The sequence below is a fragment of the Larsenimonas suaedae genome, assembly GCF_023712105.1.
In the GTDB taxonomy this organism is placed as follows: Bacteria; Pseudomonadota; Gammaproteobacteria; order Pseudomonadales; family Halomonadaceae; genus Larsenimonas; species Larsenimonas suaedae.
Map to the genome: position 1 here is coordinate 198228 of NZ_JAMLJI010000003.1, position 26707 is coordinate 224934.

The window sequence follows — 26707 nt, forward strand, 5'->3', positions numbered from 1 at the left end:
GCCCAACCGGATAAAGATAGCGTCACCGCCACCGTTAAAGCAGTATCTGATACGTAATGCGGGCGGCACCGATGAAGCATTCCCTACAACTCTTGTTGATCGACCGGGACAAGGACGCGCTGGCCTCGCTGATGGCGATGCTCGAGGCGACCCAGCTTCCGCTTGGCATCGTGTGTGCCTCAAGCTTTTCGGAAGCGGGCAAGAAGCTCGTTTCACATACCTTCGATTGCGTTCTGGTCGAAAATGAAACGGTTAGCCTCCTCCACAGCGACCTGAAAACCACCATTCACCGTCACCAAAGTGCTCCGTTCACACTGATCGTGCTCAGCAAGCACGCCGACTCACGCCTTGCAGGCCAGGTACTTGAACTTGGTGCGTTTGACTACCTGGACAAGGACGATATCAACGTCTCTCAGCTTCGTATCGTATTGGCGCGCTGTCGCACGTGGCTTGGCCAGGAGCGCGAGCGCATGGCGACCGAGCAGCGGCTACGCTCGCTTGCAGAGGGCATTCCTCAACTGGTCTGGAGCTGTGCGCCCAATGGCAAGATCGATTATCTAAGCCAACAGTGGGCCGACTATACCGGCGTCACGTTTGCCCACGACCTGCAGGTGGCGTGGTTTACCCGCATTCATTCCGATGATCGTGACCGGTTTGTCGAGGCGTGGAAAAACGCGCTGGAAACTCAACAGGATTTCCAACTGCTGTGTCGCATCAAGCGCCACGATAATGCCTTTCGGTGGTTCGATACCCGCGTGACCGCCCGGAAAAACGACCTCGGTCAGATCACGCAATGGATCGGCAGCCACACCGACATCACTGAAATCGAAGAAGCTCGATTGAGTCAGGCCAAGCTCGCCGCCATCGTCGAGCACTCTCAGGACGCCATTATCGGTCATGATCTGCACGGCCGCATCACGAGCTGGAACAAGGCCGCCGAGCAGCTTTTTCAATACAGCGCGCACGAGGCGTTGGGACGCACCCTGACCGACCTCACCGTGCCGGCGCCCTTTCTCGACGATTTCAAGCAACACCTGCATATGCTGAACCATTCGAACAGCTACGAACCCCACTATGAGACTCAGCGCCAACGACGGGATGGGACGTTGATCGATGTCTCGATCACCTCCTCGCTGGTCAGAACGCTTGATGGTCGTGTCGAGGGGGCCGCCAAGATTGTACGAGATATTACTGATCGCAAACGATTCAGCGCTCAGCAGCAAGCCTCTCTGCAGGAAAAGGAGACCCTGCTCAAGGAGGTCTACCACCGAGTCAAGAATAACCTTCAGGTCATCGGCAGCCTCTTCAACATGCAGATTCGCCAGTTGCCGGAGGGAACGGCCAGAAACGTACTCAAGGACAGCGCCGACCGCGTCAAGGCCATGGCCCTGGTGCACGAAAAGCTTTATCAGTCGGCGTCGCTGTCCTCGATCAATCTAAAAAACTACATCGAAGAGCTCTGCACCAATCTTGCCTCGACCACCGGGGCCAACTCACGGCGTATTACGATCAATGCACAGGTCGACTCTATCCCCGTCGGACTCGAAACCGCGGTACCGCTGGGACTTTTGCTCAATGAGCTTCTGACCAACAGCCTGAAACACGGCTTTCCGAATGAGAATGGCGGTGAGGTACAGGTCATGGGCCGCTGCCTTGGCAGCGGGCTTCTTCGGATCGACGTCACCGACAACGGTATCGGATTCGACCCTGAGGCCACCTCAACGGAATCGCTGGGGCTCAAGCTCATTCGCATCCTCGGCCGACAACTGACGGCCGAGCTTTCGATCGAGTCGGCGGAAGGCACACGATGCACACTGACACTCCCGCTTCCACCCTCCAAAAACTGAGCGTTTGGCCGTTAGTTACCGCAGTAACGTTTTTTTGCCCCTTTTCAAGAGTACGTGACCATGACCCCAGCGCTTCCGTCATGCCTTGATGCGTCCAGAGACACCGCTCGCGATACACACGCCGGTGGCTGGCGTCTGCTGATCGTGGAGGATGAAGCCATCGTCGCCGAAGACCTGGCCGAACAGCTTATAGGGCTGGGGTATGACGTCTGTGGAATCGCGGACAACGGCGAAGAAGCGATCAAGCTTGCCAATGACCATTTGCCACAGCTTGTGCTTATGGATGTGGTCATCAAGGGCGACATCGACGGCATCGAGACGGCGGCTCGAATGAATCGCGATCATGATCTCGCGATCATCTTTCTAACGGCCTACAGCGATTCGGAAACGGTGCGCCGGGCCACGGAAACCGCGCCCTATGGGTTTCTGACCAAGCCTTATCAAATCAAGGAAATCAAGGCCGCACTCGATATTGCAGCCTACAAGTACACGCTCGAACAGGGGCTAAAGGAGTCCGAGCGCTGGTTTTCATCCATGCTTCGCTGCACCTGCGATGCCATCATTGCAGTTGACCACTCAGGCGAGATCATCTTTGCAAACCAGGCCGCCGCCGCCCTGTTTACGCTTACTCAAGGGGAGTTTGCAGGGCGTGCCTTCGACCAGCTCGTCATGTTTGTCCCTTCAGACGTCGCCAGACTAACCTCCCCACTCCAACTGGATACTCAAAACGTTACCAATGCCTTCATTCGTTTCGGGGAAACGCTTGAACTGCCTAACGGTCAGCGGTTGCCGGTCGATGTCTCTGCGGCACCCATCCGAGATACCAAGGGCGAATCATCGGCAACGCTTATTTCACTGCGCAATGTCAGCGAGCGCTTTGCGGCCGAATACGCGCTGCGTCAAAGCGAGGAAAGCTTTCGGACCGCGTTCGAAATGGCCCCTAACGGAATGGCGCTGGTAAGTGTCAACGGCCAGTTTCTTCATGCCAACCAGGCACTTAGCCGTCTACTAAACCTTGAACTGGATAGCTTATGCCAGAAGACCCAGGCCGATGTCACCCTGGCCGAAGACTTGGCCGGCGAGGAACGCCAGCTTCTCAACCTGTTCATCGAAGGCATTCCCTCGGTTCAGTTCGAAAAGCGCTATATCACGGCCCAAGGCACCGCGACCTGGGCGCTGGTCAGTGTGTCACTGATTCGACAATCGGATACCGCGCTCTGCTACCTCTATCAAGTGCATGACCTTACGCTTAGAAAGGAGTACGAGCTTCATCTGGCGCGCCAGGCCATGACCGACGGCCTTACCGGCCTGCCCAACCGAACGGCACTCATGACCGAGCTTGAGCGGTTGATCGCACGCAGCAAGCGTCGGGACCAAAAATTCGCCGTGCTGTTTGTGGATCTGGATTACTTCAAGCAGGTCAATGACACCTATGGTCATGAAACCGGGGATCAGCTGCTCACAGCCGTTGCCTCCAGCCTTAGAACACTGGTGCGGGCCTCGGACTTCGTTGCGCGCCTCTCAGGCGATGAGTTCATTATCCTGCTGACCGATTTGGTCAATGCCGAACAGGTTCGCCCTGTAGTCAAGAAGCTGCTGTCGCAGTTTTCACGGCCATTTTCGATCGGCAACCGCCAGTTGCAGTGTGGCTTGAGTATTGGCATCAGCATGTACCCTGACGACCATCAGGAGCCTGAAAAACTGCTTCAACTGGCCGACAACGCGCTTTATCAGGTCAAGGCCGAAGGGCGAGGGGCCAGCCAGTTCTATCGTCAGGAATTCACACATCACCTGAATGCGCGAATGAACCTGGACGATGAGCTCGAAAAGGCGGTCAATCGGCAGGAGTTCGAACTTTTCTATCAACCAATCGTGCCGCTGGATGCCACCCATTCGATCAAGGCAGAAGCATTGATTCGGTGGCGCCATCCGACACGCGGACTGGTCGGCCCCTTCGAATTCATCAACCAACTCGAAGACAGCGGTATGATCGTCGAGCTCGGCCGCTGGATCATTCGCACCGCATGCCAGCACGCAACATGCTGGCCTCGTGTCCACGGCCAGGCACCTGAGGTCAGTGTCAATATTTCCGCCAGGCAGTTCCGCTTCGACGATCTGGTCGGCACCATCTCAGCGGCACTTTCAGACAGCGGCCTTCCGCCCGAAAAACTCTGCATCGAAATCACCGAGAAGCTGTTGATGATCGATTCGGACGCGACGCTTGCCACCATCGATGCCTTGAAAGCGCTTGGCGTTAAGGTGGCCATCGACGATTTCGGCATCGGATACTCGTCGCTGTCCTACATTCGCCGCTTCCAACCGGACAACCTGAAAATCGATCGGGAATTCGTTCAGGGCATCGACACCAGCGAATACGATCAGCGCCTACTCGCAGCAATCATCGCAATGGGCGATCAACTGCATATTTCGATTACCGCAGAAGGCGTCGAGACCGGCCTGCAGCGCAATTACCTTCATGAACACCATTGCGGGTATATACAGGGGTATTTCTACTCAAAACCCTTGGCGGAGACCGAGTTCAGGCTGTGGCTCGAACACACGGCTCCTGCCGTGGTGGCCTCCCCTTACTGGCAGCCGACCTGAACGAGGCAATCAGGTTTTCTGGATAACCTCGGAGTGTCGCTTGAACGTCAGCTCCAATCGGCGGCATAACCCTTCCGTCAAATCAAGACGATCCTTACTGATACCGTCATCACCTTTCATCTGAGCGAGCAGTACCTCGGAGGCCTTGCGAAAGTCATCATCAACATCACCCCAGGCGCACTTTTGGTAGGCAAGTGCGAGTGCGCGCTGCCAGCGACGTGAGGCGGCTTTCAATCGTGGGTCGTCATACTCCGAGAGATAGGAGTGCAGCCGCATCGACACATGCCCGAGATTGAGCCCCGTCAGCCCGAGATCCAACAGGTTACGGCGCTCTTCAGGAAGATGTGCGTCATAGCCTGCCAACCGCTGAAGGCGCTCAGCCATGCGCCCGTTGAACCAGTGCTCACTGTGTTCCTTTTCGCGCTGCCAGAGATGCCGAAGATCGTCCGCGGTCGCGCTAATCAAGCGCCTGCGCATGATCTTGACGCTGGGTGAGCCGATCATCCGGAAAAGCGCCCACAGGATGACCAGCCCGAGCACGACCACCAACCCCCTGTTCAGTGTACTTGCGATGTTGAAACTCATGGAATTGCTGGGCATCGTAAGAATGGTATAAATGATGCAAAACCCAAGGCCGTAGGCGCGCGTTTGGGCATTGGCAATGGCCATCAGCCCCAGAAACAAGGGGGGGCCGAAAATCAGCATCAGCATTTCAAAATCGCGAGGCGCGCCGGCCAATAGCACATTGCCGAAGATCAACGCCGCCGGAAATGCGATGAGCGCGCCTACAAGCACCTGTTTGAGCATGGGTGCCGGCGCCGGAAAACGAGCGAACATGATGCTGAAAATGACGGGCAGCACCATCATCAATACCGCTGAAGAATTGCCACTCGCGACCCAGACCAGCGTTCCTATCGCAAACGCGACACCGGTTCTGAGGCCGGTCAAAAGGCCTAAAAGCAGATCGCGGTAGGTAGAGAGACTGGGGGCTTTAAGCTTGGTCCGCTCGGCATTGACGATGGCCTTGTTGGCCTGAAGCATCAAGATCGAGTATGCCACCATTTCCCGCATACTGTGGAGCACGCGCTGTTGAAGCGGCGTAAGCGTTGTTTCCTGCTTGATGTGCTGAATACGACGTCTGAGTGTCTGAGCCATATCACGCGCTTCTTTTTCAGACGACGTTTCTCGCATTGCCCGAAACGTACACCGGAGCTCGTCCAACACCTCCTTCGTCGTACCATCCATGCTCTCGGGCGCATGCCGCATCAGTCGCCCGAGGATCTGAATATCGGCAACCAGCGTCAATGTCCGCTGGGCCAGAACATTGGCAGCGCGCACCCGCCCTGCCCCCGCAGGCCCCTCATACACCATGGCACTGCTGTCATTATCAAGTGCCACTACAGCCTGGATAGTGTCGATCACGCTTTGACGCGCAGTATTGGGGTCGGCCTCCAGAGACAGCTGCTGCTCCAGACAATTGAAGGCAGAATTGACCACCGTTCGAGCGTGGGCGGTGATGATGTCGCGCACTCTTGCAGGCCAGAGCAACATGCTGACAAGCGTGGCGCAGGTTGCCCCCAGGGCAATTTCACTGACTCGGGCAACAGCGGTATCGAAGACACTAAAGCTTGACGGCGCGTTGCTGTACACCAGCGACAACAGAACAATCAGTGCAGCCGTGGCTCCTGAAATGGCAAAGCCATAGGTCAGGTTGAAGTTTCGAACGAGCGCGGAACCCGCGGCGTTAAGAGACAGCCATACCATCAGAACCATCAAGGCAATACCCGGCGACTGCATGAACAGCGCCATGATGGCAATGCCCGCAGCGCCGCCGACCAGGGTGCCTCCGATCTGGCAAAGCCCCTTTTCGATGACCAGGCCGCTTTGAGGTCTGATCTGAAGAAATACGGCCGAAATGAGCGCCCAATAGGGCCGCTCCAGATTCATTTCCATGGCGAGAAAGAGCGCCAAGGCCATGGCGATTACACCCTTGAGGGCGAATTGAAGCACCGCCCTTTCCGGCAGTAGATAGAGCCTGAGCAGCGGAGGCATGCTCATTCCTCGTGGCCTGTCACCGCCCGAGAGGGCTCAGCGTCGCCTTGAAGAACCTGAATGCTCGCCGTCATACCTGCACTCAGATGAAGATTATCGGGTACATCATCAAAGACGATATCGACAGGAATGCGTTGAGCGAGCCGTACCCACGTGTACGTCTGCTGAACTTGCGGTAACAGCTGACCGTCCGGCGTGGTGTTCTGGTTGGAAATACCATGCCCGATACTTGCAACATGGCCCATGATGGTGGCTCCGCCACTCATCAGGTGAACACGAGCTTTATCACCGACCTTGATCGAGGGAATCTTGGTCTCCTCGAAGTAGCCGGTAACGTAATATGACCCCTTCTCCACCACGGAAAGCACCGACTTTCCTTGCGTCACGTAATTGCCTTCACGCAGTTGCAGGTTGATGATCGAGCCAGAAACCGGCGAGGTCACCGTTGCACGAGCGAGATCGATCTTGTCTGACGCCAGTTTCGCAAGCGCCTGCTGATAGTTGGCCTTGGCAATATCGGCCTGAATCCGGGCAGACTCTAAATCTTCCGAACTAATGGCGTTTTTGCTGAGCGCACTGCGCCGCTCGAACTGATGCTGGGCCTGCTCCCAGGCGTATTTCTGATGACGCACGCTGGCCTCATCCTGATCGACCATTGCCTGATAGCGCGTGTCATTGATCTTGAACAACACATCACCAGAACTTACCGAGGCGTTATCACGGACATTGAGCTTGCTCACCCAGCCAGACACATCGGGCGCAACAGTAACAATGTGCGCACGAACACGGCCATCCCGCGTCCAGGGCGAGTACATGTAATACTGCCAAAGCCAGATTCCGGCAATGACCGCCAGAACGACGATCGCGAGCGTAATAAAGATTCTAAGCGACTTTTTCATGCGGGAGACTATCCGAACGCACCCAACCAGTACGTAATACCGGCAAGGATGCAAATATAGAGCGCAACATCGAACCACGCTTCCTTCCACACCCAGCGCTCGAGCACTGTTTTATGCATCACGAAGCGAATGATGAATGTTGCAATGAAACTAAGTATGCAAAAAAGAATTAACGGGCTGAAGTAGACGCCACCCCAGGCCAGCTCATGCAATAACATCGACGAGCCTCATCTCATCAACCACCCTGCCGTGCGGCTACGTGTTCCTCGAAATCGAAAGGGAGTGTAGCACGACCACTGAATCACTGAACAAACCGATACCTGTTTCGCACTCGAAACCAAAAAAGCCGGCCCCTTTGGGGCCGGCTCTATAGAGTGATCAAGCAGTTACGCAAGAATCAACTTAGAAGCTGTAGGCAACACCGGTAGCAACGCCGTTGTTGGCGTCGTCTTGACGGTCATAAACAGCGCCTTCAACCCAGACGTACATCTGATTGCTCAGGTTGTAGGTCGCACCGATCATAGCTTCGTTATAGGTCTCGTCGCTCTGATTGCCGATACCGTTAAAGCCACGCGGATCAAGTGTTGCAACCGCATCGCCTTCAGCATCCACGTACTGGTAAGCGCCGTAGATGTCGCCCTTGCCGTAACCCCAGCGTGCGCCAATGCCGTAACGGTTAACGTCGGCGTTGTCGTTCCAGTCCGCATCAAGGCGTGACGCTTTAACCGCGACACGCAGGGTGTTGATAGTGTAGGCAACGTTCAAACCGAACAGGTCGCCATAATCGCGCTCGCCACCGGTACCCGGTTGGAACTTGAAGTTATTCAAGTTGTCATAGGAAGCAGCAAGAGTAAGGCCGCCAACGGTGTAGCGAAGTCCACCGAACAGGGAGGCGCTGCTATCGTCATCAAGGACGAATTGGCCAGTGCCGTCATTCAGGTCGTTATTTACAGGAGAGTTGTCTGCTGCTTCACCATCACCCTTATACTGTGTACCGATGGCAAACTGAAGACCACCAAACATCGGCGAAGTGTAGGTGATCTTGTCACTTTCGTATTCGCTGCCGACAAGATCGCTCTGCTCATCGGTCATATCGAAGTATTCGTTGTTGGACACCGGATCCGCAATCCAGTCGTCAAACAGGGAATCCCAGGAGCCGACACGCAGGTCACCGAAGTTACCAGTCAGACCGACGTAAGCCTGGTCGCCCGTAGTCAGACCAGAATTGTTGCCACCGTCGCCACTTTCATAATTGGCGTAGGCGCCTTTTTGCTTATCGGCTTCGAATTCAAATTCAGCACGGAAATAAGCGGTCAAACCGTTATCAAGAACGTGCTCGCCTTTAACACCCAGCGTAGAGCCGTTGTCGAAGAGATCGCTTTCGGTGGAATCACCGTTATCGATGTTACGCAGGCCAAGCTGAACGTTACCGTAGAGGTCCAGCTTGGAGCCGTCCTGATTGTAAACCGTTGCTGCCTGAGCGCCAGTTGCAGCCACACCCAACACACCGGCAATCGCAGTCGCTAATAGCGTCTTTTTCATTTTGAGTTCCTTAAAAAGCTTACTGTTCGATTGTCTGCTTTCTTATTGATTTGCAGAAGATTGCTCCCCACCTCTCCGGGCGTTGGAGCTTTGTTATTTATTGCTCGCAGACGTACCTTATAACGGCCCTACCCCGAACGCAACTAGAAAAAAACAGTGTTTTCGATGTTTTTTAGACTGCGTTTTAGCCGTTATTCCGGTGTGCAAAGTGCCATGTTTTTATGACATTTTTATGAAAAATCATTTTAAATCGAGTAGTTATAGAACATCGTTATCGAACAGTGATCATTTAAAAGTCCGATAAATAGTTCCGTACACGATTATTAGACTTTAGTCCAAATAAAGTCAGTGGCCCTGCAAATGATTTGCAAGCGCAGAAAGTTTTTTATTCATTCGCTCCTGCTCCGCCCTGGCCTGCCGCTCTTTCTGGCGCGACTGTAATCCTTCGAGTTTCGTAAGCGCGTGTGCGGCCTCTTCCTGAGTAATAACACCACAACTCTTGCCGTGTAGGTCGACACGCTCTCTGCCTTCGCGAATCGATTTCAGATACCGAGGCAAGTTGACGTAACACGCCAGCGCACGACGTAACAGTTTGGTGGAGACGTTGTAGTGACGAGCGAGTTCTGTATGAATACCCACTTGAAGCGGCTTGGTATGGCCCTTGAAAAACGCAGCCGGGAAGCGGCTGTACCACTCTTCAAGAAGCGAGTGCGGGGTGTACAGCGCGTCGTCGTTTGCGGTGGGCGTCTCAGCGCCAACGTCTTTCGGATCGCTGGCGGCCATAACCTCGTCCGGCTGTGAGTGCACCGATTCTTCCTGGTGTTCAGCAGGGGCTGAAGAAGGCAACGGCGTTTCAGGATCCGCTGCCTCGCTGGCCGGCGCCCGGGTAGGGGCTTCAGCTACTCGGGCATTGCTGGAGGCATTGGCAGGAGCAAGCGCTTCGATGCGAGAGCGAAGCACCCTGTTTTCCGCTTCGAGGGCCCGAATACGGGCCTTGGCCTGCTCGAGCTGTTGCCAGGCATTGATGGATGTATGCTCGAGCGCATCGACCAGCGCTTCAAATCGGTTACTCATGAGGACCTCCCGTCGCCATGTCGAAAGCGCCTTTCGGCTTAGAGTTCACGTTCGTAGATCACGAACGCATAATCGGGCTGTTGTTCGCTGGGTGCACCTGGCATGCGCTCGACCTCATGCCAGGCTTCGGTCGAAAACTCCGGAAACCAGGTATCGCCGTTAACATCCACATCCACTTCGGTCAGATAAAGACGCGAGGCCAACGGCAGGGTCTGCGCATAGATGTTGCCACCACCGATGACCATAATTTCCTCGCTACCATCGAGCATCGCCTGATTGTCCGCCACATCCAGTGCCGACATGAGGTCGTTGCACACGCGAACGCCCTCATGGGAAAAGTCCGGATTACGCGTGACCACGATATTGAGTCGGTTCGGCAGGGGTTTGCCAATCGACTCGAACGTCGCCCGACCCATCACGATGGGCTTGCCCTGTGTCCTTGCCTTGAAAAACTTAAGGTCTTCCGGAAGATACCAGGGCAGGTTTCCTTCGACCCCAATCACTCGATTGCGGTCAACGGCAGCAATCAACGCAATCGGCACGAAAAATTCCGGTGTCTCAGTGCTCATACAGCCACCTCGGCCTTGATGTGAGGATGCGGGTCATAGCCCTTGATCGCGATGTCATCAAACGTAAAGTCGAAAATGTTCTTCACGGAAGAATTCAATTCAAGCGTCGGTTTCGTGCGCGGCGTTCGACTCAACTGTTCGCGCGCCTGCGCCAGATGGTTCGAATAAAGATGTGCGTCGCCCAGCGTGTGGATGAACTCGCCAACCCCAAGATCACACACCTGCGCCACCATGTGGGTCAAAAGCGCATAACTTGCGATGTTGAACGGCACGCCCAGAAAGATGTCCGCGCTTCGCTGGTAAAGCTGACACGAGAGTTTGCCGTCGGCCACATAGAACTGGAAAAGCGCATGGCAGGGTGGCAGCTTCATCTCATCGATCAGCGCCGGATTCCAGGCCGAGACGATCAACCGGCGTGAATCCGGTGACGTCTTGATCATGTCGATGACCTGTTCGATCTGGTCCACATGGCCGCCGCGGTAATCCGGCCAGCTTCGCCACTGGTAGCCATATACCGGTCCGAGCTCGCCCTGCTCATCGGCCCACTCATCCCAGATTCGAACCTGATTGGCTTTTAGATAGGCGATGTTGGTATCGCCACTCAAGAACCAGAGCAGTTCGTGAATGATCGAACGCAAGTGCAGCTTCTTGGTCGTGACGAGGGGAAACCCTTCGCTAAGATCGAATCTCATCTGATGACCGAACACCGAGCGCGTTCCGACACCGGTCCGGTCGCTCTTTTCTGTACCGTCATTCAGTACACGCTGCATCAAATCAAGATAGGGCGTCATGGTAACTCGTTTACTCACTGGCTGATTCGGCCGCCGGAGACGGCCGGTCCACGGTTTGTCGACGTGACCATATAATCAACCACACACCACCGAGCAGCATGGGTACGCACAAAAGCTGCCCCATGGTCATCCACCCGAAGGCGATAAATCCGAGCTGGGGATCGGGGCGGCGGAAGAATTCCACGGAAAACCGAAAAGTGCCGTAGAGTAGCAAAAACAGGCCTGAAACGAGACCCCGCTTGCGCGGCTTGAGCGAGACCAACCAAAGAACGATAAAAAGAACGATCCCTTCAAGAATAAACTCATAAAGCGCCGAAGGGTGCCGCGGCTCGGGGCCGTACTTGGGATAATCCATCGCCCAGGGCACATCCGTGATTCGGCCCGGTAACTCCTGATTGATGAAGTTGCCCAACCGGCCTGCGCCAAGCCCGATCGGCACCAGAGGTGCAATGAAATCGGTCAGCTGGAAAAAGGCCAGGCGGTGACGCCGCGCAAACAGGAGCGCTGCGATTAACACGCCAATCAGCCCGCCATGAAAGCTCATGCCCCCATCCCAGACCTTGAACGCCCAGAGCGGATCGGCCGCCAACGCGTCCCACCCATAAAACAGCACATAGCCCAGGCGCCCGCCCAGCACCACCCCGAGTGCGCCGTAGAAAATCATGTCGCCGACCTGATCCTTGGTCAGGCCCAATCGATCCGCACGATAGCGCGCCAACACCCACGCACCGGCAAACCCGACAACATACATCAAGCCATACCAGTGAATGGCAAGCGGACCAATGGAAATTAAAACAGGATCGAAATTCGGATAATGGAGCATGTAAACGCCTTTAGCTGATCAAAAACTTCAACGCCATCACAATTAAAAGTGCGGCAAACGCCCGCTTGAGCCAGCGCTCGGGCAGGAAATGGGCGGCGCGCGCACCAAAGCGGGCTGTCCAGGCACTCATGAGTACGATGCCGATAAAGGCAGGCCAGTAAACATAGCCCGTAGCCCAGGGGGGAAGCCCTGCGTGAGACCACCCAACGACAATGGCGGTTAACGCACCAATAATGGCAATCGGCACACCACAGGCGGACGAGGTGCCGACAGCCGAGCGCATTGGCACACCGCGCCATTCGAGAAACGGCACCGAAAGCGTGCCTCCGCCGACGCCAAACAGAGCAGACAGTGCGCCAATCACCCCGCCTGCACCAAGCATGCCCGGCCTTGAAGGCAGGGCTTCGTGGCCTCGCGCAATGCTTGGTGAAAAGAGCAGCTTGGTCGCCACCAGCAGAAAGAAGATGCTCAAAAGCATCGACATGATCGCCCCGGAAAGCTGCCCACCGATTACGACGCCCAGCATGGCGCCGAACACTAGCCCGGGAAGGAGTAATTTAAGACAGTCAAAGCGCACGCTTTCACGCTTGAAATGCGCGTTTGCCGATGACAGCGACGTAATGGCGATTGTTGCAAGCGAGGTGCCGGTCGCCATATGAACGATCACCGAGGACGGAAACCCGAGGGCCTCGAACGTCAGCGCAAGCAGCGGCACAATGATTACCCCGCCACCGATGCCGAACAGGCCCGCCATGAACCCTGCCAACGCACCGATTCCCAGAAAAACGATAAAACTCAACGCTCGGACTCCACTTCGATAAAGGCTGAGACAAAGAAAAAGCGCCAGATCAGGCGCTCCTCTCGATTTGAAGCAGTGTTACTCTTCCCGTGGTGGCATTAGATGTGACAGCCCCCACTGACTCATTCGCTGATTCAGCTGCCGATGAACCAGGGCCGGCGTCGGCTGGGCCAGCGCCTCTTGAACAAGCGTCTTGGCCGATTCAAGACTCACTCGACGAATGGCTGCCCGGACCCGCGGCAGATTAGGCGCATTCATGGAAAGCGCCGTGTAGCCCATTCCCATCAGCATCAGCGCACCCGCCGGATCGCCGGCCAACTCACCACAGACCGATACCGGTATATCGAGTCGCCTGGACTCGCGAGCCACATGATCAAGCGCTCGCAGTACCGATGGGTGGCAGGCATCATAAAGCGATGACACCCGGGCGTTATTACGATCAACGGCAAGCAGATACTGTGTGAGGTCGTTACTGCCCACTGAAAAGAAATCGACCAGTTGAGCCAGCGCATCAAGCTGATAGAGCACGGCCGGCACTTCAATCATGACACCCACGAGTGGCCGTTCGATCTTGACGCCATCATGGGTCAGCTCTTCGGTCACGCGGTCCATCAACTTCAGTACCGACAGCACTTCTTCCACACACGATACCATCGGCAACAGAATGCGCAGGTTATTGAGCCCTTCGGCGGCGCGCAGCATCGCACGCAGCTGAACCATGAGCACTTCAGGGTGGTCAAGCGTCACGCGAATGCCGCGCCACCCGAGAAAGGGGTTGTCTTCTTCAATGGGAAAGTACGGCAAATCCTTGTCGCCACCGATATCCAGCGTGCGCATGACGACAGGATGCGGCGCAAAGCCTTCGAGCTGATCCCGATAGAGCCTGAGCTGCTCCTGCTCACTTGGAAAGCGCTGATGCATCATGAAGGGAACTTCGGTGCGATAAAGCCCGACGCCATCGACCTTGGCCTTGAGCGACCCGACCGCTTCAAGCGACAGGCCAGTATTAACCATGAGCTTCACGGAATGGCCGTCTTCCGTTTCACCGGGAAGAAACTGTTCATCCTCGAGCATGCGCGTGAGCGCTCTTTCCTCGTTGATCAACGTGACGTAACGGCTTTCCATCTCGGCATCAGGGCGGACCATCAGCTTGCCGCGATGGCCATCCACCACCAGCCGCGTATGCGCAAGCCGCGACAGTGGAAGATCATTCATGCCAAGCACCGCAGGAATACCCATAGCGCGCGCTAGAATCGCCACATGGGAAGTGCTGGACCCTCGCGTTGCCACCAGCGCCGCCAGCTTGTCTCGAGGTATCTCACCAAGCTGCGCTGCACTGATTTCATCGCCCACCAGGATGGTGTTGTCTGGATAAACAACCGGTTCCATGGCGCTTTCCTGCTGTAGATACCCAAGCACCCGGCGCCCGAGATCTCGGATATCGGCAGCGCGCTCTTTCAGGTAATCGTCGTCGACGCGCTCCAGATATTGAACGTGGCGTTTGACGACCTTTGCCAGCGCACTGGACGCACTCCAGCCTTCACGAATACGCTTTTCGACCTCCTGGCCAAGCGAGTGCTCGCCAAGCATTTGCTGATAGACGTCGAAAAGGGCCTGCTCCTGCGCGGAAATACGGCTAGCCAGGCGTTCGGAGGCGGTCTGGATATCGGCGCGTACACCGCGAATTGCCTGATTGAACCGACCTACCTCAGCCTCGATATCGGTCACTCGGCGATCAGGCACTGCGTTCAGATCGGCAGGCGGCACCACAACATGCGCCTCACCAATGGCAAGACCAGGCGAGGCGGCCACACCGGAAAGCACCGCCGAGCCCTCGAACTCACCCAGACGGGCAAGTGCACCGGAGGCAAGTGCCTGAACAAGCACTCCCGCAAGCTGCGCTGCCATGGTGATGAGAAAGGCCTCTTCGCCTTCATCGAAGCGCCGATTGTCGCGCTGTTGAACCACCAGCACACCAAGCACCTTGCGCTGGTGAATGATCGGCACCCCGAGAAAGCTCGAGTATCGTTCTTCCCCGGTTTCTTCAAAGTATCGAAAGTGCGGATGCGCAGGCGCGTTTTCCAGATTCAAGGGCTCTTCGCGGCTACCCACCAGCCCAACCAGGCCCTCGCCAGGTTTCATCGCAACCTGACCGATCGCACTGGCATTCAAGCCAATGGTATCCATCAAGACAAAGCATTGACGCTCGCTGTCCAGCAGATACACCGAGCAGACATCGGTTTTCATCGCCTTTCGAATGCGGCGCACGATAATGGATAACGCCGAATCGAGACTGGTTGCGCTATTGACCTCCTGAACAATTCGCCTGAGCACCGTTAGCATGGAAGAAACAATATCCTTTTATTTCGATCAGCGCCCCGGTAAGAAAAAGGATCGCCTGTCTTTTGTTATCGAACGCCTGCGTGTCGTATCACTACCGCATTCTGACAAGGAAGGCGGGGGGCCAGTTCACGCAATGCTCGCCGATAAACTTCCCGTTTGAAGGGAACAACCTGACCAAGCGGGTACCAATAGCTTACCCAACGCCATCCATCGAATTCGGGCTTGGGCGTGGTATCGACACAGATACTTGTTTCCTGACACCGAATACGAAGCAGAAACCACTTCTGCTTCTGGCCAATGCACAACGGTTTCGAGCGGGTCCGGATCATGCGCTGCGGAAGGCGATAACGCAGCCAGCCGCGTGTGCATCCGATGATATCGACATCACGTTCACATAACCCGATCTCTTCTTTCAGTTCTCGAAACAGCGCCTGCTCGGGCGACTCATTCGGTTTGATACCTCCTTGCGGAAATTGCCAAGCATCTTGCCCTACCCGACGCGCCCAAAGCACCTGCCCTCTCGAGTTGGCAATGATGATGCCAACATTGGGGCGGAAGCCATCCGGGTCGATCACGAGTATCACCTTTGAATATTTTAATTGAGTTCATTCTTCCACAAAGCTTTAAAGGCCATCAACCAGCCTGGTCACGTATTAAACAATAACCATCTTTGCCATAATCATGAACGTCAGAGATCCATTATAACCAACCGGAACAGGAGTCGTTCGTGCGACTGGCCATCTTTGATCTAGATAATACCCTGCTGGCAGGAGATAGCGACCACACGTGGGGGGAATTTCTGATAGAGCAAGGCGCTGTAGACGAAAAGACCTACCGCGACGCCAATGACCGCTTTCATCAGAATTACGTTGAGGGCACCTTGAACCTCGATGACTACCTGAACTTTTCGCTGGCGCCCTTGGCCGAGCACCCCATCGAGCAACTCAATGCCTGGCATCAGCAGTTCATGGCCTCCAAGATCGAGCCGATCATTCTGGCTCGTGGTGAGGAGCTTCTGGCAAGCCACCGCGCCCAAGGCGATTATCTTTTGATCATCACAGCCACCAACCGGTTCATTACCGGCCCGATCGCCGAGCGACTTGGCGTCGATGATTTGATCGCCATTGAGGTCGAGGAGAAGGAGGATGGTTATACCGGTCGCTACAGCGGGGTGCCAAGCTTCCGGGAAGGCAAGGTAGAACGCTTGACCATGTGGCTTGAACAAAACGGCATGACACTCGAAGATGCCTATTTCTACAGCGACTCTCAAAACGATCTGCCGCTGCTTCAAAAGGTCGACCATCCTGTCGCGGTCGACCCGGACGACCAGCTACGCCAGCATGCGATCGATGCAGGCTGGCGCATCATCAGCTTGAGAGATAGTTGACTGCCAGCCCCTTAAGGCGCGCTGGAGGCGTCTTGAGGGGTTTGGGTATGAACCGCATGAAGACGAGCGATCAAGGCATCTTCCAGCTCGAAACGCTCCCGCAGCCCACGCTCGAGTCGCGCGAGCCACCCTGGCAACTGGCGTTGATTGGCATTGAACGCTGCCTCATTGGCGTAGGCGTCGTTGAAATCGAGCACAAGCTGGGTCGAAGGATCCAGATTGGCCAGTAGTTGATGGCCGGCGTCCAGCCCGTCCTGATCACCGAACAGCTGACACTCTTCGTAAAGTTTGGGATAGAGCTCGAAATGCCCAAGGCTTACGTAATCAGTAAGCTCTTCCCCGAAACGATCCAACGCCATCCGATCCATATGCTCGAGATCACTGTCACCCTGTGATTGAAGAGCATCGAAGCTTTCAAGCAAGCTCAAACGCTGCCCCAGCCACCGATCAATCAGACTATGCACACCGCCCCAACAGGCCTGAGCCCGGGCTACCTGTGTCAACATGATGAACTGCCCTCAGTTCTTCAAACTCAATGCGCGGGCGCGCGCACGCTTCGAACCATGGCCGTGATAATCAAGACCGCCAGAACACAGAAGCCGATCAGCGTCCAGGCAGGCAGGGTCATACCAAGCCACCTGAAACTTACTTCAGCACACTCGCCCGATCCGGACAATACCTGTGAAATCACGTTCCAGAGCGGCAGCACCTCGAGCATGTAATCAAGACCCGGCCCGCAGGTGGGCACCTGATCCGGCGGCAGCGTCTGAAGCCATGTATGGCGCGCAGCGATACCGATACCAACCAGGATGGAAACAAGGCCCAGACCACCATAAATGGCCCCTGCCTTACCCCTGGGATTATGCACTGCACCTATGACCAAAAAAATCAGCGCCACTAACACGGCAATGCGCTGAAAGATGCACAGCGGGCACGGCTCAAGACCGAACCCGTGCTGCATGACCATGGCCGTTCCCAGCATCAGTACGCAAAATCCCGCACTGATCAAATACCAGGTCCGCGTTGTCTGTTCGAGCACCCACTGTTTCATTCGATCAACCATCAAAGTAAAGGATTAACGCGCATTAGTCCGCCTTGGCGACGCGAGGTTCACTGGCCTGTTCGAAATAATGCCCAAGAAACTCATCGAAAGACGGCTCATGCTCGCCATCCAGATCCCGCTGCTGCGAATGCGACGTTTCTGAAAGCTGAGTAAACAGCGCCTCACGTGCGCGATCCATCGGCTCGGCCATGAAATGTTCTGCGTGCATCTTGGCGCGTTCGACGCTCCAGTCCGTGAATTCACACTCTCGAGCGGTCAACTCTTCATACATGCGCCCGGCAGGTGTCGATTCCGGATGGTCAAGGCGCGGTTTCAGTCGAGAAAGCGCCTGTTGATGCGAGCCGGCATCATCGCCCTCGTCCAGAAGTTCTGCCACCTGTTCAAGGCCCGGCCACAGCGCGTGCATCTGGGCATTGATCGACACTTCCCTGCCCTCGATCAGCAAGGTGAGATCGGGGTCTCGGCCATTGGCCACAACCCGAGCCCGGTTGAGATCGAGTTGATCGCATTCGGCATCGGACACCTTGGGGCTCGGTGACAGAAGACACCAGACCAGGAACGTATCGAGAAAACGAATCTCATCTTCGCTGATGCCCAATGGGTCAAATGGGTCGAGATCGAGACAACGCACCTCGATATACTCAACGCCCCCGGCTTCAAGTGCCTGGGTAGGCGTTTCGTTATGCTTGGCGACCCGTTTTGGACGAATATCGCTGTAGTATTCGTTTTCGATTTGAAGAATATTTGTGCTGAGCTGGCGCCACTGCCCCTGCTCATCCTTCACGCCCTTCGCCTCATAGGCCGGCCATTTGGCAGAAATCGCATGGCGCAGGGTATTGATGTAATTTTCAAGCGAGTTGAAACAGATCTTGAGCTGATCCTGCACCTTGTTCTGGTAGCCCAGGTCACTCATGCGAAGGCTCGATGCAAACGGTGACAGCCGCGTCCGCTTACCGTGACGCGGTAACGCGGATTCACGCCCATCGAGAAAGCTCTCGTCGATAGCCGGCGATCCACCAAACAGATACAAGAGCAGCCAGCTGTTGCGGCGGAAGTTACGAATCAGATCGAAATAACGGCGTGAGCGGTACGTCGACCGTGCAAGGTGTTCGCTGCCCTCCATTGACTGGAGCACAGGCCATAGCTCGTCCGGCAGCGAAAAGTTGTAATGAATGCCGGCAATGGACTGCATGATGCGGCCATAGCGAAGATCGAGACCACGCCGGTACACCTGTTTCATCTTTCCGATGTTGGACGAACCATAATCGGCGATCGGCACACTGTCGTTGCCGTTGAGACGACTTGGCATGCTGGCCGGCCACACCCACTCCCCGTCGAGGTAACGGTAAGTATAGCGGTGAAGATCACCCAGAAACGCCAGCGCATCCTTGGGCCTGCAATATACCGGCGTGATGTATTCCAGAAGCGACTCGGAATAATCCGTGGTGATGTGCGGATGCGTCAGCTTGGCGCCCAATCCCTCGGGGTGAAAGCGAGCGCTGATTCGGCCATCGTGATCGACCCTCAACCCCTCTTTTTCGATACCCCGCCGGATTCGACGAAACATACCCTGACGCGCGGTCGAACGCAGCAGGTCCAGCTGGCTTTGAAATGACTCAGACAAGAGGCGGCACCTTTCTTTCCGCGAGGGCGAACCCTCATGTTTCGGAGCAAGCTCAAGGGCTTTGCGATAAAAAAAACAGACCCGTCAAACGGGTCTGGAACTGCTGACCATTATGGCGCGCCACAGCCTGCTTTCAAGAAAACATCACTGCCGCTTGGCGCCTGCCTTTAAAAGCGCCTCGCCCAACGCCCCCACCGATCCGGTCGAATTCGACTTCTCGGCAGGTTTATGTCTGGACCGCGCCGACGCCTTTTGATGCTTACCATCATCGCCGCGAGCCGAGACGGCTTCCGGCGTATCGTTCAAGCGCATCGACAACCCAACACGCTTTCGCGCGAGGTCGATCTCCATCACCTTGACGCGCACGATATCGCCAGCCTTTACCACTTCACGCGGATCCTTGACGAACCGATCCGACAGCGCAGAGATATGCACCAGGCCATCCTGATGAACCCCGATATCCACGAACGCGCCGAAGTGCGTTACATTCGTGACCGCGCCCTCGAGAATCATGCCGGGTTCAAGGTCATTGAGCGTTTCAACGCCCTCCTGAAACTCGGCGAACCGAAACTCCGGCCGCGGGTCTCGGCCCGGTTTCACCAATTCTTTCAAAATATCTGTAACCGTTGGTAGCCCGAATCGCTCATCGGTAAACTCCGCCGGTCGAAGATTGCCTAAAAACGCAGCGTCCCCGACCAGGCTCCCAAGCGCACGGCCATGCGCCTTGGCGATACGCTCAACCACCGGATACGCTTCCGGATGAACCGCAGAACCATCCAGCGGGTTATCGCCATTGGAGATCCGTAAGAATCCGGCACACTGCTCGAACGTCTTGGGCCCAAGCCGCCCAACCTTCAAAAGCTGAGTCCGCGAGCCGAATGCCCCGTTCTGGTCACGCCAGGCCACGATATTATCGGCCAGGTTAGCGTTAAGCCCCGAGACGCGCTTAAGCAACGCACTCGAGGCCGTATTGAGGTCGACCCCGACACCATTAACACAGTCTTCAACCACCGCATCCAAAGAGCGTGACAACTGGAGTTGTGAAACGTCGTGCTGATACTGACCGACACCGATTGACTTCGGATCGATCTTGACCAGCTCGGCAAGCGGATCCTGCAGCCGCCGCGCGATTGAAATCGCTCCTCGAATCGTGACGTCAAGGTCGGGAAATTCCTGAGCGGCAAGCTCGGAGGCCGAATAGACCGAGGCGCCGGCTTCACTGACCACGACCTTGCTGACGCTGCGCCCCTTCTCGCCAAGCGCTGCAACCACTTCGCCGGCCAGTTTATCGGTCTCACGGCTGGCTGTTCCATTGCCGATCGCAATCAGTTCGATATCAAATTTCTCACACAGCGCGATTAACGCCGCTCTAGCCTGATCCCAGCGCTTTTGCGGCGCGTGAGGATAGAGCGTGTCGTGCGCCACGACCTTGCCCGTAGCATCGATGGCCGCCACCTTGATGCCGGTCCGAAGCCCCGGATCAAGCCCGAGCGTCGGCTTGGCGCCGGCCGGAGCGGCCAAGAGCAAATCGTTCAGGTTCTCGGCAAAGACAGTAATCGCCTCCAGCTCGGCCCGCTCACGGAGTTTGCCAAGAAGCTCGGTTTCAAGCTGGGTATAGAGTTTGACTCGCCAGGTCCAACGAACGACCTCCTTGAGCCAAGTGTCCGCCGGGCGCTTTTGATCGGTGATGCCTGCGTGCCGTGCAATTATCCCCTCGGCGGGATGACTGACGCTCTCATCGGCATTGTCGAGGTCAATCTTTAACGCCAGCACGCCCTCATTTCGACCGCGAAACATCGCAAGTGCCCGGTGAGACGGCACGCGGTTCAAAGGCTCCTGATGCTCGAAGTAATCGGAAAACTTGGCGCCTTCGGCCTTTTTGTCAGCGACCCCCTGAGAGACCAGTACGCCGTCTTCCCACAGGCGCTCTCGAAGCGTACCGACCAATTCCGCCTGTTCCGAAAACCGCTCCATCAGAATCTGCTTGGCACCGTCGAGGGCGTCCTTGACCGTCGCCACGCCTTCAGTGCTGCCAAGATAGGGCTCAGCCGCCGACTCCGGCGTCTGCTGAGGGTCGTTCAACAGGCTGTCGGCCAACGGCTCCAGCCCCGCCTCGCGCGCTATCTGAGCCTTGGTGCGGCGTTTTTTACGATAAGGGAGATACAGGTCCTCAAGGCGCTGTTTGGTATCGGCGTCAATAATGGCGCGTCGCAGTGTATCGTCGAGCTTGCCCTGCTCATCGATCGAGGCAAGTACACTGTCACGGCGCTCATCGAGCTCTCTTAGGTAGCGAACACGCTCTTCCAGCGTGCGCAGCTGACCATCGTCGAGCCCGCCGGTTGCCTCCTTCCGATAGCGTGCCACGAACGGCACGGTCGCACCGTCATCGAGCAGCGCCATCGCAGCCGCAACCTGCTTGGGCTGCACGTTCAACTCTTGCGCGACACGCGTCGCAACATTCCGATCCATAGCCGTCATAGTCACCACTGTTTCCAATTTCAGACCGGTCGACACCCTATCACACAATGCTCTAAATCATGCGCCTGCTCTAAAGCCTCTCTCGGGCGCGGTCGATACTTAAAACACTACCTTCGTCCTATCTCGAGCCATCGCATGCGCCATGGCGCGCTCTGTGAGGAATAGCCTATGTCGACTCGCTTCCACAGCCTGAAGTTCAAATATGGCGCCGCGTTCATAAGCGTTGCCCTGCTCATGATCATCGTAACGGGCCTTTCCGAATACATGCTCGAATCGGTCAAGCAGCGCATGAACGAATTCAGCGGAAAGTTCAACACCTCGATTTCCGCGGTATTGAACGCCGACCGGGATCTCTATCAAGCCCACACCGCCGAGCTGAATTATCTCCAGTCCACACCGGGCACCGAGCGCGCTCAAGGCTACAAGGCCACCTTTGAAGAGAACGCGCAGCAGGCGTTCGATCGCATGCAGGTTTATAAAAACACGCTGTCCGATTACCCGGAACTGATTACGCCTCTGGCCGACTTCGAGGCCCGATTCGATCAGTGGAAACAGGTGGCCGATGAGGTTCTAACGCTTCATGCCGCCGGAAACAGCGAACAGGCACTTGCCCTGAGCCGGGGCGCGTATCAGACCCAGTTCGATCAGTTAAGAGCGCTTTACGACCTTGCCGGTGAAAGCGCTGGCGCGAAGACCGATGCACTCGGTGCCGAGACGCTCGAGCGCGTCGGTTTTTTTGAAGTGATGATCTTGATCGTTGCTTTGCTCGCCACCACCCTGGCCATCGCCATCGCCATCGTCGGCCCCCGCCGTCTGACAAAAAGCATTCAGGCATTGATTGACCGGGTCGAGGACATTACCCGTGGTGAGGGGGATTTAACCCAACGGCTCTCAACCGATCGCAAGGATGAACTGGGCAAGATGGCTCAGGCATTCAACCATTTTATCGATCACATTGATCGCACGCTTGGCGGCATTCGTACAAGTTCCGACAATGTCCGCAGCACGTCGAAGGAAATTGCCCGCAGCAGCAGTGACATGGCTGCCCGCACGGAGAAAACGGCCGCCAACCTTCAGCAGACCACCGCTTCGATGGAGGACATCACAAGCGCGGTCAACAAGACCTCTCAAGCCGCGCGGGATGCAAGCACGCTTGCCGACAGTACAGCCCAACTGACACGAGGCGGACAGAAAGCGATCGAGCAGGTCGAACACACCGTCGCGGCAATCAACGACTCCTCGGTCAAGGCAAGCGACATCATCACACTGATCGATGGCATCGCATTCCAAACCAATCTGCTGGCATTGAACGCATCGGTCGAGGCCGCCCGCGCCGGAGAGCACGGACGTGGCTTCGCGGTTGTCGCTCATGAAGTACGTACACTTTCAGGTCGCGTCAGCGATGCCTCTCACAACATCCGTGAGCTAATGGAAACGTCGGTGGAAAACGCCAGAAATGGCACGGAGCTGGTCAAGCAGGCCAGTGAGGCCATGGCGTCGATTCTGAACAGTGTTGAAGAGGTCAATGACATCATCAACCGCATCAGCGTAGAGAGCCAGAGCCAGAGCGAAGGCGTCAGCCAGATCAATCACGCCATCAACGAACTCGACCACATCACTCAGCAAAATGCGGCCATGGTGGAAGAATCAAGTGCCGCGGCCGCCGACATGAGCGAACAGGCGACAAAGCTCCACGAGGTTATCGGAAGCTTCAAGCTGAGCAGTCACGCCAACACCGGGGCATCGTCAGCCAAGGCCCCGGCGCATTCACGGCCGCGCGCTGCCTCGCCCTCTGTTAACTCACAGAAACCGGCAGGAACTTATGCGCCCAAAGCACCTCAGTCAGTGAATAAGCGCGAACACGCTCCCTTACGCCCCGCACCCGCTGCAAAGCCTGCAAGCACCACCGTCATGACTTCGGATGACGATGACTGGACCGAATTCTAGGCATCACCACGGCAGAACTCGAGCGATGAGTTCTTGCCACTAGGGAGCCGGTGACGTACAGGCCGGCCGCACAAAATCAAAAAAGGGGCGGCACATCATGTGCCGCCCCTTTTTCTCTTTCTGTCTTCCTCATGAACCATCGAGGAAGTACGTCATCAGTGCTCGAGCTGTGGCCCGGCCTGAATCACATCGTCTTCGACACCTTCGAACTTGGTGAAGTTTGCCGTGAACTTCTCGATCAATGACTGTGCCTGCGCCTCGAACGCTGCCTTGTCTTCCCACGCATCGCGTGGGTTGAGCAGCGTCGTGTCTACACCCTGCACGGCTTTCGGAACGTCAAGGTTCAACCCGGGCACCCGCTGCGTTTCGGCATGGGCCAGGTCGCCGCTCTGAATGGCGGCGATGATGCTGCGCGTGGTGGGAATGCTGAAGCGCTCGCCGCCCTGACCGTAGGCCCCGCCGGTCCAGCCGGTGTTGACCAGGTAAACGCGCGAGCCGAAGGCTTCAATGCGCTTCATCAAAAGCTCGGCGTACACGTGTGCCGGACGAGGGAAAAACGGGGCGCCAAAACAGGTCGAGAACGTGGTTTCAAGCGAGGACGTCGATCCGATTTCGGTCGAGCCGACCTTGGCGGTGTAGCCCGACAGGAAATGGTACGCAGCCGCCTCGGGCGACAGCACCGACACCGGCGGCAGTACACCGCTCATGTCGCAGGTCAGAAAGACGATCGCACTCGGCTCCCCTGCACGGTTTTCATGCACGCGCTTTTCAACAAACTCAAGCGGGTACGCAGCCCGGGCGTTCTGGGTCAGTGACGTATCGTCATAATCGGTGTCGCGCGCGTCACCCAGAACCACGTTTTCGAGCACGGTGCCGTAGCGGATTGCCCGCCAGATAATCGGCTCATTCTTTTCAGACAGATTGATGGTCTTGGCGTAGCAGCCGCCTTCGAAGTTGAAGACCGTCCCCTCGCCCCAGCCATGTTCATCATCGCCGATCAGGTAGCGAGACGGGTCCGCAGACAGCGTTGTCTTGCCCGTACCGGACAGCCCGAAGAACAGTGTCGTCTGGCCGTCCTCGCCCACGTTCGCGCTGCAGTGCATCGGAAGCACGTCCTTTTCGGGCAGCAGGAAGTTCTGAACCGAGAACATGGCCTTTTTCATTTCGCCGGCATAGCGCATACCCGCGATCAATACGCGACGACGCGCGAAATTGATCATGACGGTACCGTCGCTGTTGGTGTTGTCACGGCCGGGTTCACACACAAACGTCGGGGCGCTCAGGACTTCCCATTCGCGCTTGCCTTTCGGGTTATAGGCCTCGGGACGCACAAACAGGTTACGGCCGAACAGCGCATGCCAGGCAAATTCAGTACGCAGACGGATGGGCAGATAGTGCTCGGGATCGGAGCCAACATGAAGCTCGTTGAGGTAGGTCTCGCGCTCGGCCATGTGATCCTCGACGCGCTCCCACAGGGCATCGAACGTGGCGGGCGTGGCCGGCTGGTTGACGTCACCCCAATCGATGTATTCGCTGGTGGAAGGCTCATCGACGATAAAGCGATCTTTCGGGGAACGACCGGTTCGATGTCCGGTTTCGGCAACCAGGGCACCGTTGACCGAGAGCCGTGCTTCATCGCGTGAAAGCGCGTGCTCTACCAACTCAGGTACCGTCAGATTGACGTGCGGCTTTGCCGAACTGTCCAGTTGTGTCGTCATGTGATTCCTCGGCCGTGAGGCCTCTCTCTCTCGTTAACACATTAAGTACGTGGCTCTCAGGCCACGCTTTATGCCATTAAAGGCTTTTTATAGACGCCATTGCCGATGAGCAGAACTCATCGGCAAGCCGGGGTCAGTATGGCAAAAAAGCACATGAGCTGAAATAACGTAATGAGCAGGACGTCCCGTTATGCACAACTTGAACGGGGTATGCACGGCAGAAAAGGCGCCACATGCCCTCAGTGAACAGTGGGCGGGGGCGCGTCCGGCGCATCAATCAGTTGCTCGACGTCTGCCGCAGAGAAGTGATAGTGCGTATTGCAAAAATGACACTGGGTATCGATCTGATGCTGCGCCTCGATCGTTGCTCGAAGCTCGTCCTCACCCAGATTCAAAAGCGCGGATGCAAATCGCTCGCGCGAACAGGTGCACCCGAATTCAACGGGAAACGGGTCGAAAATGCGGGTCGTTTCCTCATGATATAACCGGTAGAGCAGCTCTTTCGGTTCAAGCATCAGAAGTTCATCGCGCTTGACGGTTTCAGCAAGCTTGACGGTTCGATTCCAGGCATCCGGGTCATCGGTGCGCCCATCTTCAGGAAGCTTCTGTAGAAGAATGCCACCCGCCCTTGCCTGGTCTGCCTCGAGCCAGAGTCTGGTCGGCAGCTGCTCGGACTGAGCGAAATATGTCTCCAGACATTCGGCCAGGGTGTCATGCTCGAGTTGGACGATCCCCTGATAGCGCTTCCCTTCCCTGGGGTCCAGCGTAATGACGATATGCCCTTCCCCCACCAGTTCAGCAAGCGATGGCGCCTCAGACAGCTCGGCCTGCTCATCGAAGCGGGCAATCGCTCGAAGGGTTTGCGCATTGCCTTCAAGCCCCGGGTTGGACTCGGCCATTAAAAGCGTTGCCGGCCCGCTGCCTCGCACTTCGAGGCTGACCACGCCATCGAGCTTGATGGTCGAGGTCAAAAGCGCGACAGCGCCGAGCAGCTCGCCGAGCTGACGCTCGATCGGTGCCGGGTAGTCGTGGCGAGCGATAACGTTTGAAAAGGTGTCCTCGAGCGTGACGACTTCGCCCCGCACGTCGGTATTGTCAAAAATGAAGCGTTGAATGTGATCCATAACTGTCTCGTGTTGGCCCTCGC

The 26707-nt window shown here is 56.4% G+C and carries 21 protein-coding genes; 4 read left to right on the plus strand and 17 right to left on the minus strand.

What is annotated here, in order from left to right; all coding sequences use genetic code 11:
• The first annotated feature begins 71 nt into the window (after positions 1-71).
• The gene (locus tag NAT49_RS10455; RefSeq protein WP_251593930.1) at positions 72-1847 is read left to right on the plus strand and encodes a PAS domain S-box protein; all 1776 of its coding nucleotides are present in this window, start codon (positions 72-74) and stop codon (positions 1845-1847) included.
• Between the two features lie 60 nt (positions 1848-1907).
• Positions 1908-4451 (plus strand): two-component system response regulator, encoded by a 2544-nt coding sequence (locus tag NAT49_RS10460; protein ID WP_251593932.1) that lies wholly within the window; start codon positions 1908-1910, stop codon positions 4449-4451.
• Between the two features lie 9 nt (positions 4452-4460).
• Here the strand turns inward: NAT49_RS10460 and NAT49_RS10465 are convergent, their stop codons facing one another.
• From NAT49_RS10465 to NAT49_RS10515, 11 genes are all read right to left on the minus strand, one after another.
• Positions 4461-6503, minus strand: a complete 2043-nt coding sequence (locus NAT49_RS10465) for an FUSC family protein (protein WP_251593933.1) — start codon at positions 6501-6503, stop codon at positions 4461-4463.
• A gap of 2 nt (positions 6504-6505) precedes the next feature.
• Positions 6506-7402 (minus strand): efflux RND transporter periplasmic adaptor subunit, encoded by an 897-nt coding sequence (locus tag NAT49_RS10470; protein WP_251593934.1) that lies wholly within the window; start codon positions 7400-7402, stop codon positions 6506-6508.
• Between the two features lie 8 nt (positions 7403-7410).
• Positions 7411-7620 (minus strand): DUF1656 domain-containing protein, encoded by a 210-nt coding sequence (locus NAT49_RS10475; protein WP_251593935.1) that lies wholly within the window; start codon positions 7618-7620, stop codon positions 7411-7413.
• A gap of 184 nt (positions 7621-7804) precedes the next feature.
• Positions 7805-8944 carry a porin gene (locus tag NAT49_RS10480; protein ID WP_251593936.1) on the minus strand — a complete coding sequence of 380 codons (1140 nt, stop codon included), beginning with the start codon at positions 8942-8944 and terminating at the stop codon, positions 7805-7807.
• Positions 8945-9289: 345 nt separating this feature from the next.
• Positions 9290-10018, minus strand: a complete 729-nt coding sequence (locus NAT49_RS10485) for a ProQ/FINO family protein (protein WP_251593940.1) — start codon at positions 10016-10018, stop codon at positions 9290-9292.
• A gap of 38 nt (positions 10019-10056) precedes the next feature.
• Complete coding sequence (locus tag NAT49_RS10490) at positions 10057-10587, minus strand: dihydrofolate reductase (protein ID WP_251593941.1); 531 nt, start codon at positions 10585-10587, stop codon at positions 10057-10059.
• Positions 10584-11378: a thymidylate synthase gene (locus NAT49_RS10495; protein WP_251593942.1), complete on the minus strand. Its 795-nt coding sequence runs from the start codon at positions 11376-11378 to the stop codon at positions 10584-10586. Before NAT49_RS10495 ends, NAT49_RS10490 begins: the two co-directional genes overlap by 4 nt.
• Positions 11379-11388: 10 nt before the next feature.
• Positions 11389-12201, minus strand: a complete 813-nt coding sequence (gene lgt, locus NAT49_RS10500) for a prolipoprotein diacylglyceryl transferase (RefSeq protein WP_251593945.1) — start codon at positions 12199-12201, stop codon at positions 11389-11391.
• 10 nt (positions 12202-12211) lie between these two features.
• Positions 12212-13000 carry a sulfite exporter TauE/SafE family protein gene (locus NAT49_RS10505; protein ID WP_251593946.1) on the minus strand — a complete coding sequence of 263 codons (789 nt, stop codon included), beginning with the start codon at positions 12998-13000 and terminating at the stop codon, positions 12212-12214.
• Between the two features lie 78 nt (positions 13001-13078).
• Complete coding sequence (ptsP, locus tag NAT49_RS10510; RefSeq protein WP_251593947.1) at positions 13079-15343, minus strand: phosphoenolpyruvate--protein phosphotransferase; 2265 nt, start codon at positions 15341-15343, stop codon at positions 13079-13081.
• 65 nt (positions 15344-15408) lie between these two features.
• Positions 15409-15918 (minus strand): RNA pyrophosphohydrolase, encoded by a 510-nt coding sequence (locus NAT49_RS10515; protein ID WP_251593948.1) that lies wholly within the window; start codon positions 15916-15918, stop codon positions 15409-15411.
• A 152-nt stretch (positions 15919-16070) separates the two neighbouring features.
• On the opposite strand from NAT49_RS10515, the gene NAT49_RS10520 reads away from it, so the two are divergent.
• Positions 16071-16730: a histidinol-phosphatase gene (locus NAT49_RS10520; protein WP_251593949.1), complete on the plus strand. Its 660-nt coding sequence runs from the start codon at positions 16071-16073 to the stop codon at positions 16728-16730.
• An 11-nt stretch (positions 16731-16741) separates the two neighbouring features.
• On the opposite strand, the gene NAT49_RS10525 is transcribed toward NAT49_RS10520, so the two are convergent.
• The 4 genes from NAT49_RS10525 to NAT49_RS10540 form a co-directional block, all read right to left on the minus strand.
• Positions 16742-17236, minus strand: coding sequence for an Rsd/AlgQ family anti-sigma factor (locus NAT49_RS10525; protein ID WP_251593951.1), 495 nt, complete (start codon positions 17234-17236; stop codon positions 16742-16744).
• A 26-nt stretch (positions 17237-17262) separates the two neighbouring features.
• On the minus strand, positions 17263-17781 hold the full coding sequence (locus NAT49_RS10530) for a disulfide bond formation protein B (RefSeq protein WP_251593952.1): 519 nt from the start codon (positions 17779-17781) through the stop codon (positions 17263-17265).
• Between the two features lie 34 nt (positions 17782-17815).
• Complete coding sequence (gene gshA / locus NAT49_RS10535; RefSeq protein ID WP_285836108.1) at positions 17816-19417, minus strand: glutamate--cysteine ligase; 1602 nt, start codon at positions 19415-19417, stop codon at positions 17816-17818.
• A gap of 144 nt (positions 19418-19561) precedes the next feature.
• Positions 19562-21886, minus strand: coding sequence for a Tex family protein (locus tag NAT49_RS10540; RefSeq protein ID WP_251593954.1), 2325 nt, complete (start codon positions 21884-21886; stop codon positions 19562-19564).
• 177 nt (positions 21887-22063) lie between these two features.
• Between NAT49_RS10540 and NAT49_RS10545 the strand changes: the two genes are divergently transcribed.
• Entirely contained in the window at positions 22064-23842 is a 1779-nt protein-coding gene (locus NAT49_RS10545) for a methyl-accepting chemotaxis protein (RefSeq protein WP_251593955.1), read from the plus strand.
• A 155-nt stretch (positions 23843-23997) separates the two neighbouring features.
• Here NAT49_RS10545 and NAT49_RS10550 read toward each other — a convergent pair whose 3' ends face one another.
• Positions 23998-25560: a phosphoenolpyruvate carboxykinase gene (locus NAT49_RS10550; RefSeq protein ID WP_251593958.1), complete on the minus strand. Its 1563-nt coding sequence runs from the start codon at positions 25558-25560 to the stop codon at positions 23998-24000.
• Between the two features lie 239 nt (positions 25561-25799).
• Entirely contained in the window at positions 25800-26684 is an 885-nt protein-coding gene (hslO, locus tag NAT49_RS10555) for an Hsp33 family molecular chaperone HslO (RefSeq protein WP_251593960.1), read from the minus strand.
• Between the last annotated feature and the right edge of the window lie 23 nt (positions 26685-26707).